This window comes from Streptomyces gilvus, assembly GCF_022513565.1.
Classification (GTDB): Bacteria; Actinomycetota; Actinomycetes; order Streptomycetales; family Streptomycetaceae; genus Streptomyces; species Streptomyces gilvus.
Genome location: NZ_JAKWBE010000002.1, coordinates 461,392 through 479,129 on the forward strand (window position 1 = coordinate 461,392; position 17,738 = coordinate 479,129).

16 protein-coding genes are annotated in these 17,738 nt (G+C 69.0%); 5 read left to right on the top strand and 11 right to left on the bottom strand.

Translation table 11 applies throughout. The features are described from left to right. Positions 1–124: 124 nt before the first annotated feature. The 6 genes from MKW14_RS06325 to MKW14_RS06350 form a co-directional block, all read right to left on the bottom strand. The gene (locus tag MKW14_RS06325; protein ID WP_240859580.1) at positions 125–706 is read right to left on the bottom strand and encodes a DJ-1/PfpI family protein; all 582 of its coding nucleotides are present in this window, start codon (positions 704–706) and stop codon (positions 125–127) included. Next, a complete protein-coding gene (locus MKW14_RS06330) occupies positions 706–1,545 on the bottom strand; it encodes an ABC transporter ATP-binding protein (RefSeq protein ID WP_240859582.1) in 840 nt (279 codons plus the stop codon). Before MKW14_RS06330 ends, MKW14_RS06325 begins: the two co-directional genes overlap by 1 nt. A 4-nt stretch (positions 1,546–1,549) precedes the next feature. Beyond that, positions 1,550–2,515 (bottom strand): FecCD family ABC transporter permease, encoded by a 966-nt coding sequence (locus tag MKW14_RS06335; protein ID WP_240859584.1) that lies wholly within the window; start codon positions 2,513–2,515, stop codon positions 1,550–1,552. 56 nt (positions 2,516–2,571) lie between these two features. Continuing rightward, positions 2,572–3,612 (bottom strand): ABC transporter substrate-binding protein, encoded by a 1,041-nt coding sequence (locus tag MKW14_RS06340; RefSeq protein ID WP_240859585.1) that lies wholly within the window; start codon positions 3,610–3,612, stop codon positions 2,572–2,574. A gap of 177 nt (positions 3,613–3,789) precedes the next feature. Next, the gene (locus MKW14_RS06345) at positions 3,790–4,395 is read right to left on the bottom strand and encodes a sigma-70 family RNA polymerase sigma factor (protein ID WP_240859587.1); all 606 of its coding nucleotides are present in this window, start codon (positions 4,393–4,395) and stop codon (positions 3,790–3,792) included. 231 nt (positions 4,396–4,626) lie between these two features. Beyond that, complete coding sequence (locus MKW14_RS06350; protein ID WP_240859590.1) at positions 4,627–5,322, bottom strand: hypothetical protein; 696 nt, start codon at positions 5,320–5,322, stop codon at positions 4,627–4,629. 467 nt (positions 5,323–5,789) lie between these two features. Between MKW14_RS06350 and MKW14_RS06360 the strand changes: the two genes are divergently transcribed. Together MKW14_RS06360 and MKW14_RS06365 are read left to right on the top strand one after the other, a co-directional pair. Continuing rightward, complete coding sequence (locus MKW14_RS06360) at positions 5,790–6,005, top strand: heavy-metal-associated domain-containing protein (protein ID WP_240859592.1); 216 nt, start codon at positions 5,790–5,792, stop codon at positions 6,003–6,005. 528 nt (positions 6,006–6,533) lie between these two features. After that, on the top strand, positions 6,534–6,749 hold the full coding sequence (locus tag MKW14_RS06365; RefSeq protein ID WP_240859593.1) for a hypothetical protein: 216 nt from the start codon (positions 6,534–6,536) through the stop codon (positions 6,747–6,749). Between the two features lie 224 nt (positions 6,750–6,973). On the opposite strand, the gene MKW14_RS06370 is transcribed toward MKW14_RS06365, so the two are convergent. Both MKW14_RS06370 and MKW14_RS06375 read right to left on the bottom strand, forming a co-directional pair. Continuing rightward, positions 6,974–8,707, bottom strand: a complete 1,734-nt coding sequence (locus MKW14_RS06370) for a purine-cytosine permease family protein (RefSeq protein ID WP_240859596.1) — start codon at positions 8,705–8,707, stop codon at positions 6,974–6,976. Positions 8,708–9,074: 367 nt separating this feature from the next. Further along, a complete protein-coding gene (locus MKW14_RS06375; RefSeq protein WP_240859598.1) occupies positions 9,075–10,166 on the bottom strand; it encodes a substrate-binding domain-containing protein in 1,092 nt (363 codons plus the stop codon). A 112-nt stretch (positions 10,167–10,278) separates the two neighbouring features. On the opposite strand from MKW14_RS06375, the gene MKW14_RS06380 reads away from it, so the two are divergent. Continuing rightward, a complete protein-coding gene (locus MKW14_RS06380; RefSeq protein ID WP_240859599.1) occupies positions 10,279–10,737 on the top strand; it encodes a MarR family winged helix-turn-helix transcriptional regulator in 459 nt (152 codons plus the stop codon). 131 nt (positions 10,738–10,868) lie between these two features. Here MKW14_RS06380 and MKW14_RS06385 read toward each other — a convergent pair whose 3' ends face one another. The 3 genes from MKW14_RS06385 to MKW14_RS06400 all read right to left on the bottom strand — a co-directional run bounded on the left by MKW14_RS06385 (position 10,869) and on the right by MKW14_RS06400 (position 14,434). Beyond that, positions 10,869–11,516 carry a superoxide dismutase gene (locus MKW14_RS06385; protein ID WP_240859602.1) on the bottom strand — a complete coding sequence of 216 codons (648 nt, stop codon included), beginning with the start codon at positions 11,514–11,516 and terminating at the stop codon, positions 10,869–10,871. A gap of 196 nt (positions 11,517–11,712) precedes the next feature. Further along, entirely contained in the window at positions 11,713–12,882 is a 1,170-nt protein-coding gene (gene nicT, locus MKW14_RS06390; RefSeq protein ID WP_240859604.1) for a Nickel transporter NicT, read from the bottom strand. Positions 12,883–13,825: 943 nt separating this feature from the next. Next, the gene (locus MKW14_RS06400) at positions 13,826–14,434 is read right to left on the bottom strand and encodes a TetR-like C-terminal domain-containing protein (protein ID WP_240859605.1); all 609 of its coding nucleotides are present in this window, start codon (positions 14,432–14,434) and stop codon (positions 13,826–13,828) included. Positions 14,435–14,588: 154 nt separating this feature from the next. On the opposite strand from MKW14_RS06400, the gene MKW14_RS06405 reads away from it, so the two are divergent. Both MKW14_RS06405 and MKW14_RS06410 read left to right on the top strand, forming a co-directional pair. Continuing rightward, a complete protein-coding gene (locus MKW14_RS06405; protein ID WP_240859668.1) occupies positions 14,589–15,212 on the top strand; it encodes a TetR/AcrR family transcriptional regulator in 624 nt (207 codons plus the stop codon). Positions 15,213–15,339: 127 nt separating this feature from the next. Next, a complete protein-coding gene (locus MKW14_RS06410; RefSeq protein ID WP_240859606.1) occupies positions 15,340–17,517 on the top strand; it encodes an MMPL family transporter in 2,178 nt (725 codons plus the stop codon). Positions 17,518–17,738 lie beyond the last annotated feature (221 nt).

Below are 17,738 nucleotides of genomic sequence, written 5' to 3' on the forward strand. Positions count from 1 at the left end.
CGGCAGAAGGCACTCCGCTGGATGCGTGGGGACCCGCCGGCTCGTCTGCGGCGTCCTCGTGGCTGCTCGCGCCTGCGGCGGGCCGTAGGCCGAAAACAGCCCCGTGCCCCGGCGGGTCCGGTGATCAGGAGCTTCGCCAGACGGCACCCCGCTGCTCGTATTCCATGATCGACTCGACGCCGAGGGCGACGGATGCTCCGCACTCGCGGGTGAGCAGCCACAGCGCCAGATCGATTCCGCTGGTGACACCGCCCGCGGTCACCAGGTTGCCGTCGTCGACGACCCGTGCGTCGATCACCTTGCCTCCCTGGGCGGCCAGGTCGGCCTTGCCCAGGTGGTGGGTCGTGCACGGACGGCCCTTGGTCAACCCCGCCGCGGACAGCACCAGGACCCCGGTACAGACACCGGCGACGGTGACGCCCGCCTCCTGCGCCCGCACGAGGTCCCGCAGAACCTCCGGATCCTTGATCAACTGATCACCCCCGCCCGGCACGATCAGTACATCGGCATCGGTGGGATCCCAGGCGGTCGGCACCACGATCCTGGTGCCGAAGAAGCAGGTCACCTCGCCGGGCGCCGACGGTCGCACCAGTGTCGTCTCCACCTGACCGCCCGCCTGTACTGCATGCCCGAACACGTCACGCGGCCCGATGGCATCCTGCTCCTCGACCCCGTCGTACATCAGGATCTGAACACGCAGCGACATCAACTGTTCTCCTTGCTCGAGATGGTGTCCCCGGATGGTGCCCGCGCCGGCTCTGAGGCGTTGTCGCCCGCGAGCGGCTGGGCCGTGTACGTGATGCGGATGACGCCGTCGGCGTGTCGTCCGGTGCGGGCGTTCACGCCGAAGACGTCGGCGAGGACCTGCGGGGTCAGGACCTCCAGGACCGGTCCCGCCGCCACCACGGTCCCCTCGTGCAGGACGACGAGGTGGTCGCAGAGGCGCGCGGCGAGGTCGAGGTCGTGCAGGACGGCGAGGGTGGTGATGCCGGTGGCACGGACGAGGTCGAGGAGCTCGAACCGCGCCCGGATGTCGAGGTGGTTGGTGACTTCGTCCAGGACCAGCAGCTGCGGTTCCTGGGCCAACGCGCGGGCCAACAGCACGCGTTGGCGTTCACCGCCGGAGAGGGAGGCGTAGTCGCGGTCCGCGAAGGGCCGTACGCCACAGCGGTCGACGGCGTCGGCCACCACCGCGCGGTCCCCGGTGCCGTCACGGCCGAGCAGACCGTGATGGGGTGCGCGGCCGAGGGCGACGATCTCGGTGACGGTCAAGCCGGTGATGTTGCCGCCCGCGTCCTGCAGGACGGCGGCGGTACGGCGGGCCGCGGCGCGCGGCGACAGCGCCCACACGTCGTCCTCGCCGACCCTGACGGCCCCGTCCGCCGGACGCAGTGAGCGGTAGACCGCTCGCAGGAGGGTGGACTTGCCGCTGCCGTTGGGGCCGACGAGACCGACGATCTCGCCCTTGTGGGCCTGAAGGCTCACGTCGCGCAGGATCGCGGTCCGGTCCAGGGTGATGCGGATGTGGTCGACGGTCAGTTCCATGCGATCAGTCCAGACCCTTGTTGCGGCGCAGCAGCCACAGGAAGAACGGGGCGCCCAGGAGCGCGGTGAGGATGCCCAGCGGCAGTTCGTTGGGGCGGTCGAGGGTGCGCGAGAGCAGGTCGACCAGGACCAGGTAGAGGGCACCCAGCAGGGCGGTCAGGGGCAGCAGACGGCGGTGGTCGGCGCCGGTGGTCAGGCGCACCAGGTGCGGGATCATCAGGCCGACGAAGCCGATGCTGCCGGCGACGGCGATGACCGTCCCGGTCAGCAGCGCGCTGAGGACCAGGAGCACCGCGCGCAGGCGGTTGACGTCGACGCCGAGCGCGGTGGCGGACTCGTCGCCGGCCAGCAGCACGTTGAGGCGCCGACCGAACAGGGACAACAGGGTGGTGGTGACGAGCACGACCACGGTGACCGTGGGGATCTGGTCCCACTGGGCGCCCGCGACGCTGCCCAGCATCCAGAACATCACCGTGCGCAACTCGTTCGGCGTCGCCTGGAGTTGCACGTAGCTGGTGGCCGACAGGAAGACATAGCCGACGGCGACACCGGCCAGCACCAGCCGGGTCGGCGCCAGCCGGCCGCGCCGCTGCCCGAGCGCGAACACGAGCGCCCCGGCGAGGAGCGCGCCGAGGAAGGCCGCCGCCGACACGCCGAGCCCGGCGAGTGCCGCGCCTGCGCCCAAGGTGATGACGAGGACCGCGCCGAGCGTGGCGCCGTAGGAGAAGCCCAGCACGATGGGGTCGGCCAGCGGGTTGGACACCACCGTCTGCAGCACCGCCCCGGAGACGGCGAGGCCCGCGCCGACCAGGGCGGCCAGGACCACTCGCGGGGTGCGGAAGTTCCATACGATCTGGTCGAGCGCCGGATCGGACGGCGCCGTCCCCGCGCCGGTGACGTGGTGCCAGACGATCGCCCACACGTCACCGACCGGGACGCTGACGGCGCCGATGCTGATCGCCACGATCATGGTGGCGATCAGCGCGACAGGCAGGAGCGTGAAGGCCAGCGGAACTGTGAGCCTGCTCAGAGCGCGTCGGGGTGCAGCATCTTCGCGACCTTCTGCACGGCCAGGTCGTTGCTCGGGCCGAGGTACATCGAGTCGGACAGCGTCACGTACGTGTTGGTCTTGGCGGCCGGCCACTGGGGGAACTCCTTGAGCAGTTTCTTGGCGTACGCCGCCGGGTTGGGGTCGTTGTAGCTGATGACGACGACGGCGTCGACGTCGGTGGCGGCCACCTTCTCCTTGCTCAGATCGGCGAAGGTGGCCTTGGTGGTGGTGGAGAAGGCGTTGGTTGCGCCGGCCTTGGCGAGGATGTCGTTGACGATGCCGTTGGCGAGGATGGAGCTGAAGTCGTTGCTGCCCATGGACATGTTGGAGAAGAGCACCATGACCTTCGGCTTCTTCTCGCCCTTGACCTTGTCCGAGACGGCCGCGATGTTCTTCTCGGAGGCGGCGATCAGCTTCTCGGCCCGGTCACTGACGTTGAAGATCTTTCCCATGTCGCGCAGCAGCCGGTAGCTGTCGGCGACGGTCATCCTGGAGGGGTCGTCGTCGCAGCCCTGCGGTGAGACGTAGCTGTTGGCGCCGACCTGTTTGAGCTGCTCGCGGGTGGCGAAGCCGTTCTTCTGGTCGAAGCCGTACGTGGTGACGGACAGGACGAGATCGGGGCGCAGGCCGAACATCGCCTCGCGCGGGATGTCGTACGCCTCGTTGAGCTTGACGTTCCCGGTGGGCAGCTTCTTGATGGCCGTGGCCCGGCCGGGCACCTCGGACATGCCGTAGCCCTGCTGGTTGGCGACGATCCTGTCGCCGAGTCCGAGAGCGAGCAGGGTGGAGACCTCCGCGACCGAGGCGCCGTTCATGACGACGACCCTGCTGGGCGCCTTCGTGAACGTCTCCTTCTGGCCGCAGTTGTCCAGGGTCACCGGATAGCCGGTCTTGGAGGCCGCGGCCCGGGTCGTGCCGGCGCTCGCCTTGTCCCCGGACGAGGACGCACCGCATGCCACCGTGAACAGGCAGCAGGCTGCGGCCAGGGCGGTGGCGGCCGGCCGGTTGATCGACATGCGGGCTCCTCTGCGTGCGGGATGTGCTGCTGGTCTTCTGCGTGGTTCTTGGTGCAGTAGTCGCGGCGCGGCGGCCGTGAGTTCCCGCGCATCTCCGGCAATTGCCCAACTCGGCAGAGCAGTTGATGCCCGGCAACGGGGTTGGTGCTCCCCACCGGAGAGCACCAACCTGTCGCGTCAGGCCGCCAGGGCGGCCGGCGCCTCGGCCTCCCGGAGCTGCCGTTCCAGAGCCGCACGGGCGCGGGAGACCCGGGAGCGGACGGTGCCGACGGGGCAGCCGGTGAAGGTGGCCGCCTCCTCGTAGGACAGGCCGACGATCTGGGTGAGGACGAACGCCTCACGGCGTTCGTCGGGCAGCGCGGCCATCAGGTCGAGCAGGACCACGCCGTCGTCGAAGCCCGGCAGGTCGCGCGGCTGGGTACGTTCGACGGCCGCCTGCCAGTCCGGGGTGTCGGCGAGCCGCGGCCGGGCGGCGGCGTACCGGAAACTGTCGGCCACCGCGCGACGGGCGATGGACAGCAGCCAGGTACGGGCCGAGGCCCGTCCCTCGAAACGGTGCAGGCTGCCGAAGGCCCGCGCGAAGGTGTCCTGGGTCAGGTCGTGGGCGCTCTGGGGATCGCCGCTGAGGTGGACGACGTAGCACAGCACGTCGTGGTGGAGCGCGCGGACGAAGTGCTCGGCCGCGTGGGGGTCGCCGCTGCGGGCGGCCAGCGCCCAGGCGGTCGCCGCCGCGTCCGCCGAGGCGCGCGTCGTCCGGGAAGCGGGCAGTACGGAAACAGTCACGTGATGTCCCTCTCGGGTCGTCCGGGGCCTGCCGGTGAATGCGGCGGCGCACCGGGACTTGGGGTGCGGCCGTACGCGGTGGGTACGGCGATGCCCGGGGCCCGTCAGGAGGTGTGGGCACACGGCGGCACACGGATGTACCGGCGTGAAGCGCCACAAGCGACAAGGGAACTGCGCGCGAACGCGGCAGCACGGAAGGCCGGACGTGAGGCCCCGGTGGATCCGGCTGTCTCAGGCGACAGCGGCACCCGTGGGCGGGGCCCGGGAGGTGAGGGAACAGCACAGCAGGAGCCGTGCGGGAGCCGGCGTGTCGGTGGCGCGGCGCCTGCCCGTGAGCGGGCGAGGCAGCGGCGCGGGCCCGGCCAGCAGCATCCGCAGCGGTGCCATCAGCCAGGTGGCCGCCGCCCGCAGGACCCGGAAGAACGCGCGCTCACCGTAGGCGAGCCACACCCCGCACAGGACTGCGGCCAGGAGGTGCGCGGCGAACATGCCGTAGGTGGCACTCGCGCCCATACCGGCCATACCCTGCGCGTGCTGGACACCGTCCATCGCATGCGCCATGGATCCCATGTCCATCGGGTCCATGTGCATGGAGCCCATGTCCATGCCGCTCATGTCCATGGAGGCCGCAGCGTTACCCGGGGTGTCATGTACCGCAGTCGCCGCGGTGGTGAGCGTCTGCGCCAGTAAGAACGCCCCATGGAGCGCCGCCTGCGTCGCTGTCACGACCGTGACGATCAGCGTGTGCCCGCGCTCACGGGCGGCCAGCAGCCAGCCGGCCGTACCGGTCCCGGCCGCACCGGCTGCCATGGCCCACCCGGGGACGGAGGTGCCCGACATGATCACGTGGCCGAGGGCGGCGAGCAGCACGCAGACGGCGGCGAACACACCGGCCCGCAGCGCACGGCACCACCCTCGGACAGTCATAGCCCGCTCATCCTCGCACCCGGCCTCGGCTCGTCGTCAGGGGGTACGTATGCACCCCCACCTCCCGACTCACCACCACGGCAGTGACGCACATCACGCCTGGCGAGCGGGAACTCGGCGGGCACCCGGCACGACTACTGGAACGAGGCACTGCCCGGACGCACCACCACCGCAAGCACCTTCACCCGCCCACTGTGCCGGAATTCCAGGGTGAAGGGCACCAGATCGCCCGCACTCCAACTCTGCTTCCCGGCCGGAGCGGACACCGTCAGGTCCACCCCCTGCGGCGACATGGCGAGGCTGCCGCGAGCCGGTATGCCGACGGAGTCGATGGCGGCCCGGTAGGCCCCGTCGCCGGAACTTCTGGCTCCGCCATCCGACTGTTGTGATGTCGGGGACGCGGTGAACACCCGACCCGGCAGGTCCGTTGTCCGCTCAAAACCCCATTGTCGTCCAGGAGTTGCGCCATGGCACAGAAGCAGTACAACGTCACCGGCATGAGCTGCGAGCACTGCGCGGCGAGTATCAGGGAAGAGGTGTCCGAGATCTCCGGGGTGAGCGAGGTCGTGGTCGACGTCGCAGCCAAGTCCGTCACTGTCCACGGAGCGGACCTCGACGACAGCCGGCTGCGCGCCGCGATCGTCGAGGCCGGATACGGCATCACCGACACGGTCGCCGCCTGAGTCCGCGCTCCTCAGAACACGCAAGCACAACGGAGGCCGGACCGGACACATCAGCCGTCCCGCCCGGCCTTCGTACGCATGCACGCGGGCCGCCAGCCCGACGGGAACCGTAGAGAACCGTGCCTACTCGGCCCGGGATCCGGTGGAACGACCGCGCACGGCGAACACCGCCGCGCGGACGCTCCGCACCACCAGGGACACCTTCATGACCCCGATGCCGCCACGCGGCCCGAGGCGCCCCACCCTCGCCTGCCCATGCGCACCGCCATCCGCGAACGAGCTGTTCGACCCGCCCGCAAATGAGTCGGACACGGAGTCCGTTCAGTTCCCCGCCGTCGTGGACCGATCGAGGCAACGGAAGCGCGCGGACGGAGCACGAGCCCACACCGGCCACCCGCCGTGCACCCGCACCCGGCGGAGGCGCGCGTCCGCACCTCGCACGCCGGGTATGCCTCGGAGAGTCCCCCGCGGCCACGGTGACCAGGAGCCGGCGCGCCGCGATCCCTGTGGCCCCGGAGGTGGAGCAGCATGACCGACATCAGTGGACTCGAGCCGGCGGCGACGTTCTGCGGGAACTGCAACTGCGGCTGTCCCCAGCTCTTCGTCGACCCCAACGCCCCGGCCGAGCAGCGGATCGTCCTCACCGACGACTTCGGCCAGCGCATCCAGATGAGCGCCGACCAGTTCTCCTCGATCGTCACCGACGCCAAGGCCGGCAAGCTGGACGGCATCGCCCTGCCGTGACGTGACGCCGGTGCCGGGCATCCCACTTTCCGGCACCAGAGGCGAGTGTGGCGGTGCGAGCGGGCGCTGCTCTACCACCAGCACGCCGCTGGACGCCTCGTACTTCGACCGGCTCGGCGAGGCGCTGCCGGTGTTGGCGCGGTTGGCCGGAAAGCCCTTGGACGAGTGAGCATGTCGGCCCGCGCCATGAGGCGCGGGCCGGCTGGACGGAAGCTGGGCCGCGGTCAGTCCGCGGTGCGGACGGTGGGCATGGACAGGTCGACCGGACCGGTGCCCGTCCCTGTCTTGCAGGAGTCGTGGCAGGCGCTCTCCAGGCTGCAGCACAGCGAGCAGATCGCTCCCGAGTGGAAGGGGCAGCCCGCGACGTCGGGCCGCTCGAAGTCCATCGCGCACACGGTGCAGGTCAGAGTGACCGCGGACGGCAGGCCGTTCGCGTCGAGCAGGGGCTCGTCGAGGTCGTCGACCCGCGCGATGTAGTACCTGCCCTTGGTCAGCACCGCGAACAGCGGCGAGAGCACCATGGCCAGGAACAGCGCGATGAACGGGGAGTACGCCTTGCCGTAGTCCCCGAACGCCTCGAAGTACGCGGCGATGGAGACGGCGGAGGCGATCAGCATCGAGCCGAAGCCGACCGGGTTGAAGTTGTACAGGTGGGCCCGCTTGAACTCGATGTACGACGGGCTCAGTTTCAGCGGCTTGTTGATGACCAGGTCGGCGACAACCGCGCCGATCCAGGCGATGGCCACGTTGGAGTAGAAGCCGAGGACGGTGTTGAGGAAGCCGAAGACGCCGCCCTCCATCAGGGCCAGCGCGATGCCGACGTTCAGGAAGATGTAGACGACCCGGCCCGGGTGCCGGTGCGTGAGGCGGGAGAAGAAGTTCGACCAGGACAGCGAACCGGAGTAGGCGTTGGTGGAGTTGATCTTTATCTGGGAAAGGATCACGAAGAACGTGGCCAGCCCCAGGGCGATGGGCGCGGCGAAGGTCTTGAAGCCGTGCACGTACTGCTGGATGGGCTCGTTGGCCTTGGACAGCCCCACGCTGCCGGCGATGTAGGAGGCCAGGAACGCTCCGCCGATCTGCTTCGCCGCGCCGAGGACCACCCAGCCGGGCCCGGCGGAGAGGACCGCTCCCCACCACTTCCTGGAGTTCTGCGGGGTCTTGTCCGGCATGAAGCGCAGGTAGTCGACCTGCTCACCGATCTGCGCGATGAGGGACAGAGCCACGCCGGCCCCCGCGCCGACGCCGAGCATGCTGATGCTGGACCCGGTCGGCGAGTTGCCCGCGAAGTGGGTGAACTCCGAGAACTTGCCCGGCTCCTGGATCGCGATGGAGACGAACGGCGCGACCATCAGCACCAGCCAGACCGGCTGGGTCCACACCTGCATCTTGGACAGCGCGGTCATGCCGTAGATCACCAGCGGCAGGATGATCAGCGAGCAGATCAGGTAGCCCACGGCCAGCGGGATGTGCAGGCCCAGTTCGAGGGCCTGCGCCATGATCGAGCCTTCGAGGGCGAAGAAGATGAAGGTGAAACTGGCGTAGATGACCGACGTGAGGGTCGAGCCGAGATAGCCGAAGCCTGCTCCCCGGGTCAGCAGGTCCATGTCGATGGAGTACTTCGCCGAGTAGTACGAAATCGGAATGCCGGTCAGGAAGATGACCACCGCAGCGGCGAGAATGGCCACCATGGCGCTGGAGAAGCCGTTGGAGATGGCTATCGAACCGCCGATGGCGAAGTCGGCGAGATACGCTATGCCGCCCAGTGCCGTGGTGGCCACGACGTAGGGCGTCCAGCGCCGGAAGGACTTCGGCGCGTAGCGCAGCGAGTAGTCCTCCAACGTGTCGTTCTTGGCCCACTCGTTGTAGGTGCGCCCCGCGGCGCCGGGAGCCCCGGCGGACGAGTCCGCCGCCGTCGGCGGTGGCGTGGGCGCCTGGTTGTCGACGATCTCCGTCACGGCTCTTCTCTCTTCCTGAGCGGAGCCCCGGACATCCCAGGGCGGTGCACGGAAGATTCGGGCCGCATTATTTCCCCGCTGTTTCACCTCATTTAAAGGGAGATTCCTTGGGGAATTCTTGGGCTATGCGCGTAGAACACTGAAAATGCGAGCGCCGGATTGTTTTTCGGGAAGCCGCCGGGAAATGAAATACGCGGCATTGCAGACGGCCTTGTGGGCCTGCCGCACGATGGCTCGGCACCGGTGGCGGGACCAGAGAGGTGAGACTGCCTAAAACTTTCTCTAGAAACTATTCCACCGGGGAGGTACTGTCAACGGGTCCCGGGTGGGCTGCTGGAGCCCACTGACCTACGGGAGCGGACGGGGGTCAGAGTTGGGCGACGACGTGGAAGTCGAGGACGTCCGCCCGCGCCAGGTAGAGCGGCTGGCTCAGTCGGTTGCCCTGCAGACGCAGCAGCCCGCGGGGACCCTCGTAGGCCACCTCCGCCCCGGCGTCCGTGACGCGGCGCATCGCGCGCACGTCCAGGGTGCCGGCCTTCTCCGCGAGAGCCGCGAGCAACCTCAGGCCCTCGAAGCAGGATTCGCCGAGGCTGCCCACGACCGGCGCCTCCACTCCGAACCGGCGCGCATAGCGACGGCTGAAGTCAAGGCTCTCCCGGGTCGCCAGCGTCTCGAAGAAGCCGGCCGCGGCCCACAGTCCCTCGGTGGCGTCGGCACCCGCGGCCAGCAGCATGTTCTCGTCGAGGTGGGTGCTCAGCCGCTGGCAGCGCTGGTGCAGCCCGTATGCGGCGAAGGCCCGGCTGAAGCGCACCGCGTCCTGGCCCACCAGCAGCATCAGTACGGCGTCAGCCTCGCTGCGCGCGATGCGGCGCAGCACCGGTTCGAAATCCTCGGTGCCCAGCGGCACGAAGATCTCGTCATGGATCCGGCCGCCCAGGGCGCGGGCGTAGCGGCGTGCGGCGCGGGCGGTGCTGCGGGGCCAGACGTAGTCGTTGCCGACCGTGCACCAGCGCCGCACTCCGGTGGCCTCGGAGAGCAGGCGCATCGCCGGCAGCAGCTGTTCGGTGTCGGCCTCTCCGGTGAGGAACACCCCGGGGGTGCGTTCGCCGCCCTCGTACTGAGCCGTGTAGACGTAGGGGACACGGCCGGCGATGGCCGGTGCCAGCGTCCGGCGGACCGCCGAGATGTGCCAGCCGACCACCGCGTCCACCGCGCCGAGCGACACCAGCGCTCCCACCTCGGCCGCCACGCGTTCCGGCGGTCCTCCGCCGTCCGTCACGATCAGACGGACCTCGCGGCCCAGGATGCCTCCCGTGGCGTTCAGCTCCTCGGCGGCCAGTTGAGCCGACAGTTCGCACGACGGACCGAAGAGGCCCGCAGGGCCCTGCAGCGGGACGACCAAGGCCACGGTGACCGTCTCACCCGCGGCATGCGGGCGCATCGGTCGCGCCGGATCCATCAGACCGACCTCCGTGAGGGCATGGGGGACACAGATCATCGTCCCGGCCTCGGCACCCTCGCAGAGGCTCGTAATGTTTGCGCACAGTAGACCTACCGGAAGGACACCGGCAATGCCGTCCGAAACGTCGCCGGACCTCGCTCGCCTTCTCACGCACGCCGAGCGGAACCTGACCCGGCGTCTGGCGGAGCTGCTGGAGGAGGAGGGCTGCTCGGTGGAACGGTGGCGGGTGCTGTCCGTGACCGCCGACGGCCAGGGCCACCCGATGACCGAGATAGCGGACCGCGTGCTCATGCCGGCCCCCAGTCTGACCAAGCTCGTGGACGGCATGGTCGCCGACAACCTCGTCCACCGCCGCTCCGACCCCGCCGACCGCCGCCGCGTCCTGCTCCATCTCACCGCGCGCGGCCGCATCCTCCACGACCGTGCCGCCCATCGCGTCAGGGCGGAACAGACCCGCCTGCTCGCCGCCATCGGCGACCAGGGCACGCTCGCCCCGGCCCTCGCCCGACTCGCCACCGCCCTGGCCCAGCCGCCGGTGGCCGAAACACGGACGCCGACGACACACTGATCCCCACCGGAACGGAAGGAGGGCTCCCACGAGTCACGTCCTCGCGGGAGCCCTCCCTCGTGCCGCCTGCAAGTGAGGGTTGAGAAGACGATCACGAGCAGGACGTCTGTGCCACCGACGCGGCTACGGCGTCACGGCTTGAGCAGCAGGCTGTCGCCGCGCTCCTTGGCGGCGGCGTAACGCTTGGCCACGTCCTGCCAGTTGACGACCGCCCACATGGCATCGATGAAGTCGACCTTCTGGTTCTTGTACTGGAGATAGAAGGCGTGCTCCCAGGCGTCGAAGACGAGGATGGGGGTGGAGCCCTGGCCGACGTTGCCCTGGTGGTCGTAGACCTGCTCGACGATCAGTCGGCCGCTGACGGGCTCGTGGGCGAGGACGCCCCAGCCGGAGCCCTGGGTGGTGGCCGCGGCCTTGGTGAGCTGGGCCTTGAAACCGGCGAAGGAGCCGACGGACTCGGTGATCGCGTCGGCGAGGTCGCCCACGCCGTCGGCGGCCAGGGGCTCGCCGCCGCCGTCCTTCGGGCCGGTCATGTTCTGCCAGTAGATCGAGTGCAGGATGTGGCCGGAGAGATGGAAGGCCAGGTTCTTCTCCAGGCCGTTGATGGAGCTCCAGGTCTCCTTGTCCCGTGCCTCGGCGAGCTGCTCCAGCGTGTCGTTGGCGCCCTTCACATAGGCCGCGTGGTGCTTGTCGTGGTGCAGCTCGATGATCTCCGGGCTGATCACGGGCGCGAGCGCCGAGTAGTCGTAGGGAAGTTCAGGAAGCGTGTAAACCGCCATGTCCAGTGTCCTCCGACGTTATTGCCACTCATGTGCAGTTGCACGCTACCAGCAAGAGATCCTAGCGGCCGATCAGGCATTGGACCTAGGACCGCGGCACGCCGAACGGGCCCATGAGGAGACAGCGGCCGCTTTCCGCCGTCCGCTGTGCGTAAGGACACCAGTGCGGCCGACGCCCGACCAGCCGATCCTTGGGTTACTCGGCGCCCTGCTCGGCTGTGGCGGGCTGGGCCAGACCCGCCGTCCACTTCTCCTCGATCCGGCCGAACTTCCACACCAGCAGGGCGATCGCCCAGGTGGCGAAGAACAGGCCCACGATGACGTAACCGATGATGTTGAGGTCGAGGCCCGAGACCCAGTCCCAGAACGCGCCGTGCAGCCCGGCCTTCTCCGCGATCAGGCCCAGCAGCTCGACCGTGCCGATGATGAGCGCGACGGCGACCGACAGGCCGGTGATGGTGAGGTTGTAGTAGACCTTGCGGACCGGCTTGGAGAAGGCCCAGCCGTAGGCGAAGTTCATGAACGAGCCGTCGACGGTGTCCAGCAGCGACATGCCGGCCGCGAAAAGGATCGGCAGGCACAGGATCGCGTACCAGGGCAGGCCCGAGGCCGCGCCCGAACCGGCGAGGACCAGCAGAGCGATCTCCGTGGCCGTGTCGAACCCGAGGCCGAACAGGACACCGAGCGGGTACATCTGCCACGGCTTGGTGATCGACTTCATCACGCGGCCCAGCAGGCGGTTCATGAAGCCGCGGTTGTTGAGCTGCTCCTCGAGTGCGGCCTCGTCGAAGTGACCGTGGCGCATCTGCCGGAACACCTTCCAGATGCCGGCCATGATCACGAGATTGATGATCGCGATGACGTAGAGGAAGGTCCCGGAGACCGTCGTGCCGATCCAGCCCGTGACGCTGTGCAGCTCGGAATTGTCGTTCTCGACGGGTCCGGCCAGCTCCTTCACGCCGAGCGAGAGCAGGAACGCCAGTGCGAAGACGATCGTCGAGTGACCGAGGGAGAACCAGAAGCCGACCGACAGCGGCCGCTGCCCCTCGTTCATCAGCTTCCGGGTGGTGTTGTCGATGGCGGCGATGTGGTCCGCGTCGAAGGCGTGCCGCATGCCGAGCGTGTAGGCGGTGATGCCGATGCCTACACCGAAGGTCCTGGTACCCAGGCTGTAGTGCTCCGGGGCCACGATCGCCACCAGCGTGAACCAGCCGATGACGTGGAGCGCGAGGATGAACGCGGCCATCCCGCCAAGACTTGCCCACTCCTTCCGGGTCATCGACGTACGGATGCGGTGCCACGAGATGCCGCGTCCGGAGCCGGAGTCGACGGACCCGGGCGAAGCGGAATCAGGAGCGGTGGTCATGGGGACGTGGGCCTTACTGCTCGGCAAGCGGCCGTTTTCAGCCGCACTCCCTAGGTTTCTGCCAATGAGTTGCAGTAACAAGAAGAGCGCGGTAAAGGACGGGGCAGGTTTCAGTCAGCGTCCGGGAAAGCGCGCAGGTCGAGTCCGTACCGTGGCCGCGGCCACCGACGAGTCGGCCGAGGGCGCCAAGATGCAGGAGGAAAAGACATGGAAGCCGGCCCTCGGCGGAGTGACCGGCGCTTACGTCGTCGCCGCTCAGATGACGGCGGTGCGGGTGGACGAGCCCGACCGGAAGGTCGGATTCGATGCCGAACAGATGGCCCGCTTCTGCGGTTGGCCGCCCGTAGCGGCGTGCGGAACATCGTCCAGTTGTCGGAACGGACTGGGCTCAGCGGGAGTCCCCACATCACGGCGCGGCAGGCGCCGTCACCGGCTCGGGCGCGGACTGGACGATTCTGCGCCCCGGCTCGTTCACCCAGAACTTCGTCACAGAACCCGCCCTGTCGCCGATCGCGGCCGGGTCGTACCAGGAATTCGACATCGGCGGCCAAGCCCAGACTTCATCGACGTCGACGACATCGCCGCGGTGGTCGTCGAGGCCCTCACCGCACCCGGCCAGGACGGCAAGGTGTACGAACTCTCCGGCCCCGAGGCCCTGACGGGTGAACAGGCGGCCTCCGCCATCGGCCGTACGCTCGGCCGCCCGTCACGTACTCCCACATCTCGCCCGACGACTGGGCCCGCCAGCCCGCGCCCGGGGTCTGCCCGAGGACTCGATCGACTGGGTCCTGACAGCCGTCACCGGCATGCGCGATGGCTGCTTCCGGCCGCATGGCGGGGCCCAGCAGGTCCTCGGCCGGCAGCCGCGCCCGTTCGGCGAATTCGTCGCGCAAGCCGCTGCCACGGGCACGTGGGGGCCTGACCATCCAGGTGAGTGACACATTCAGGCATCCGTGCGCAGCCCGTGCAGGAACAGGTCGAGGAACCGGTCTCTGACGCCTTGCGCGCTGACACCGCGGAGGCGGGCGATGTGCGTACTGAAGGCGGCCATGGCAGCCGCGAAGGTTTCCGCGGCCACGGATCGGTCGACGCCGGGACGGAGTTCGCCACGCCGCTGGGCGTCGAAGAGGACATCCTCGACGACGGCCAGCGGCTGGTCGATGCAGTCGCGCTGGAAGGTCGCGTACAGCTCGGGGTAGTCCGGGAGCTCGAAGGTGCAGCGGGCCGCGATCATCCAGCGGGGGCTGTCCAGCGTCTCGGCCACCGCGTCGTACAGGAGGCGCATGTCCTTTTCGAGACTGCCCGTGCGCGGTGGATGCAGTGGTCGCCCGGACAGGGTGGCCAGTCCCGCGAGGATCAGGTCGTCGCGCTCGGGCCAACGGGAGTAGAGGGTCCGCTTGGCGACCTTGGCCCGCGCGGTGACGGAGTTGATGCGGAATCCGGCGATGCCTGTTTCCGCGAGTTCGTCCACGACGGCCTGGAGGATACGTTCGTCGGCGCCCGGATCCCGGGGGCGCCCGGGCTTCGCGGCGGGCGGTGACGTGCTGGCCATGTAGGTCCTTTCCAGGTCTGCTTCCGACACCAGTGTGGCAGGGGCCCATCGGTGACCCATTTCACCACCGAAACGGTTTCGTATTGATGACTGGGCGGGATAGCTTGCTCCTGTACGAAACAGTTCCGTTTGGAAGAGGAGCCGGGCGATGGCCATGACTGCCGGGCACACGGAGTCAACCGCTGCTGCACGACAGGGCGGCCGCACGCCGCGCAGCAGGCTCAAACCCGAGCGTGAGGCGGAGCTGTACGCGGCCGTACTGGATCTGCTGAGGGAGCTCGGCTACGAGTCCCTGACCATGGACGCCATCGCCGCCCGCACCCGCTGCAGCAAAGCGACCCTCTACCGGCAGTGGTCGGGCAAACCCGAGCTGGTCGCCATGGCACTGCGTCACGAGAAGCCCGCCTCCTTCGACGGCATCGACACAGGTTCCCTGCGCGGCGACCTCGAAGCGCTCGTGGGCCAGATCAACGACCGCCAGGTAGAGAAGGACACCGCGCTCATGCGGGCTCTCTTTCACGCAGTCCACACCCACCCCGAACTCCTCCAGGCACTGCGTGACGTGCTCATCGACCCCGAACTGAGCGGGTTCAACGCACTGTTGGCCCGGGCGGCCGCGCGGGGCGAAGCCGCCGCGGACACACCGGCCGCGGCCTACATCCCCCAGATGCTGCTCGGCGCCCTGATCACCCGGCCGCTCCTGGACAACCAGCCGGCCGACGCCGCGTTCGTGCACGAATACCTTCGCGCCGTGGTCCTCCCCGCGCTCGGCCTCTGAACTCGCCGCCGCCCCTGGTACGGCGCCGCCACTTTCCCTCCTCCCGCCTGACGTGCGCCACTCCCGCCGTCGGGATGGACCGCCATGCCCCTTTGCACACCAACGACCCGACCCGGAGCAACTTCTCGTGGCCACATTCCTGTACAAACTAGGACGATTTTCCTTTCGCCGCCGACGGCTCGTCGCCCTCCTCTGGGTGGCCCTGTTGGCAGCTGTCGGCATCGGCGCTGCCAGCGCCAACACCACAGGTGACAACAGCTTCTCCATCCCCGGCACCGAGGCCCAGAAGGCCTTCGACCTGCTGGACAAGCGCTTCCCGGCACTGAGCGCGGACGGCGCCCAGGCGAACATCGTCTTCCGGGCACCCACCGGCGAAAAGATCACAGCCACCGGCAACAAGGCAGCGGTCGAGGCCGCCGTGGCCGAACTCAGTGACGGCAACAAGCAGGTCGTCAGCGTCCTCGACCCGTTCAAGGTCGGCTCGGTGAGCCGGGACGGCAGGACGGCCTACGTCGCCGTGTCCTACAAGGTCCAGTTCAACGAGATGTCGGATCAGTCCAAGAAAACCCTTCACCGGGTCCTCGACGACGGCCGGCACGCAGGACTGACGGCCGAGGCGGGCGGCACCGCCATGGCCGAGCTCCCGAAGACCGGCTCCACCGAGATCATCGGCATCGCCCTTGCCGCCGTGGTCCTGGTCATCACTTTCGGCTCGCTCGTCGCCGCTGGGCTCCCCCTCCTGACGGCTGTCGTCGGCGTCGGCGTCGGAGTCGCCTCGATCATGGCCCTCACCAAGGTCCTCGACCTGTCCAGCACCACCCCGACGCTCGCCTCGATGATCGGTGTGGCTGTCGGCATCGACTACGCGCTCTTCGTGGTCTCCCGCTACCGCTCCGAACTCTCCGCGGGCAGCGAGCGCGAGGAGGCGGCGGGCCGCGCGGTCGGCACGGCGGGCTCCGCGGTGGTCTTCGCCGGTCTGACCGTCGTGATCGCGCTGGCGGGTCTGGCCGTCGTCAACATCCCCAGCCTCACCAAAATGGGTCTCGCCGCGGCCGGAACCGTCTCCATCGCGGTGATCGTCGCTATCACCCTCGTCCCGGCCCTGCTCGGCTTCGCCGGCAAGCGCGTACTGAGCCGCAAGGCCCGGACGGGCAAGGAGGAGACCAACGACGGCAAGCCGAACATGGGTACGCGCTGGGCGACCTTCGTCCTGCGTCGGCCGGTCACGGTCCTGATCACGGCAGTGGTCGCTCTGGGCGTCGTCGCCATCCCTGCCGCCAGCCTGAAGATGGGCCTGCCCGGCGACGGTGATCAACCGACCCGCACCACTCAGCGCAAGGCCTACGACATGCTCGCCGAAAGCTTCGGGCCCGGCGTGAACGGCCCTCTGCTGGTGACCGTCGACGCCGCGGCCGACGGCGGAAACGTCAAGACCGAGGCCACCGAGGTGAGCAAGACCATCACTCATCTCAAGAACGTCGCTCTCGTCGCACCGGCGACCTATGACAAGGCGGGGCGCACCGCCATCCTGACCGTCATCCCGACCACCGGACCCGACAGCACCAAGACCGAGCACCTGCTCTCCGACATCCGCCACCGCACCGGCGACAACGTCATGGTCACCGGCTTCACCGCCATGAAGGTCGACGTGTCGGCGAAACTCAACGACGCCCTCGTGCCCTACCTGGGACTCGTCGTCGGCCTCGCGTTCCTCCTGCTGATCCTGGTCTTCCGCTCGATCCTGGTCCCGCTCAAGGCCGCCCTCGGCTTCCTGCTGTCGGTACTCGCCTCGCTCGGCGCCGTCGTCGCGGTCTTCCAGTGGGGCTGGGCCGCCGACCTGCTCGGCGTCCACCAGACCAGCCCGATCATGAGCATGATGCCGATCTTCATGGTGGGCGTCGTCTTCGGCCTGGCCATGGACTACGAGGTCTTCCTGGTCACCCGCATGCGCGAGGCCCACGTCCACGGGGAGAGCCCCCGCGAGGCCGTCGTCACCGGCTTCCGGCACGGCGCTCGCGTCGTCACCGCCGCCGCCATCATCATGATCAGCGTCTTCGCCGGCTTCATCGGCTCCAACGAGCCAATGGTCAAGATGATCGGCTTCGGACTCGCCTTCGCCGTCTTCGTCGACGCCTTCATCGTCCGCATGACCATAGTCCCCGCCGTGCTCGCCCTGCTCGGCGATCGCGCCTGGTGGCTGCCGGGGTGGCTGGACAGGGCGCTGCCCAACGTGGACGTCGAGGGCGAAGGGCTGGCCCGGCACCACGCCGGCTCACCGGAGGAGCCCCAGCTGACCCGCGTCTGAGGCGCTCGGGTCCATCAAGTCCCGGGGGTGCCGGCCGGTGCGGATCGGCGGGCGCCCTCGGGTCGCGCCGGACCGTGGGGACGGGCCTGGCGCGACACAGGGCCGGCAGAGGTCGCGCGAACGGCCGACCTCTGCCGGCCCATGACCGTCGTTGCCCCACGGGCAGGACAGACGCCGGCCGGGTGATTGGCGGCCCGTGCCTGCGACGTGGAGCAGCGAGA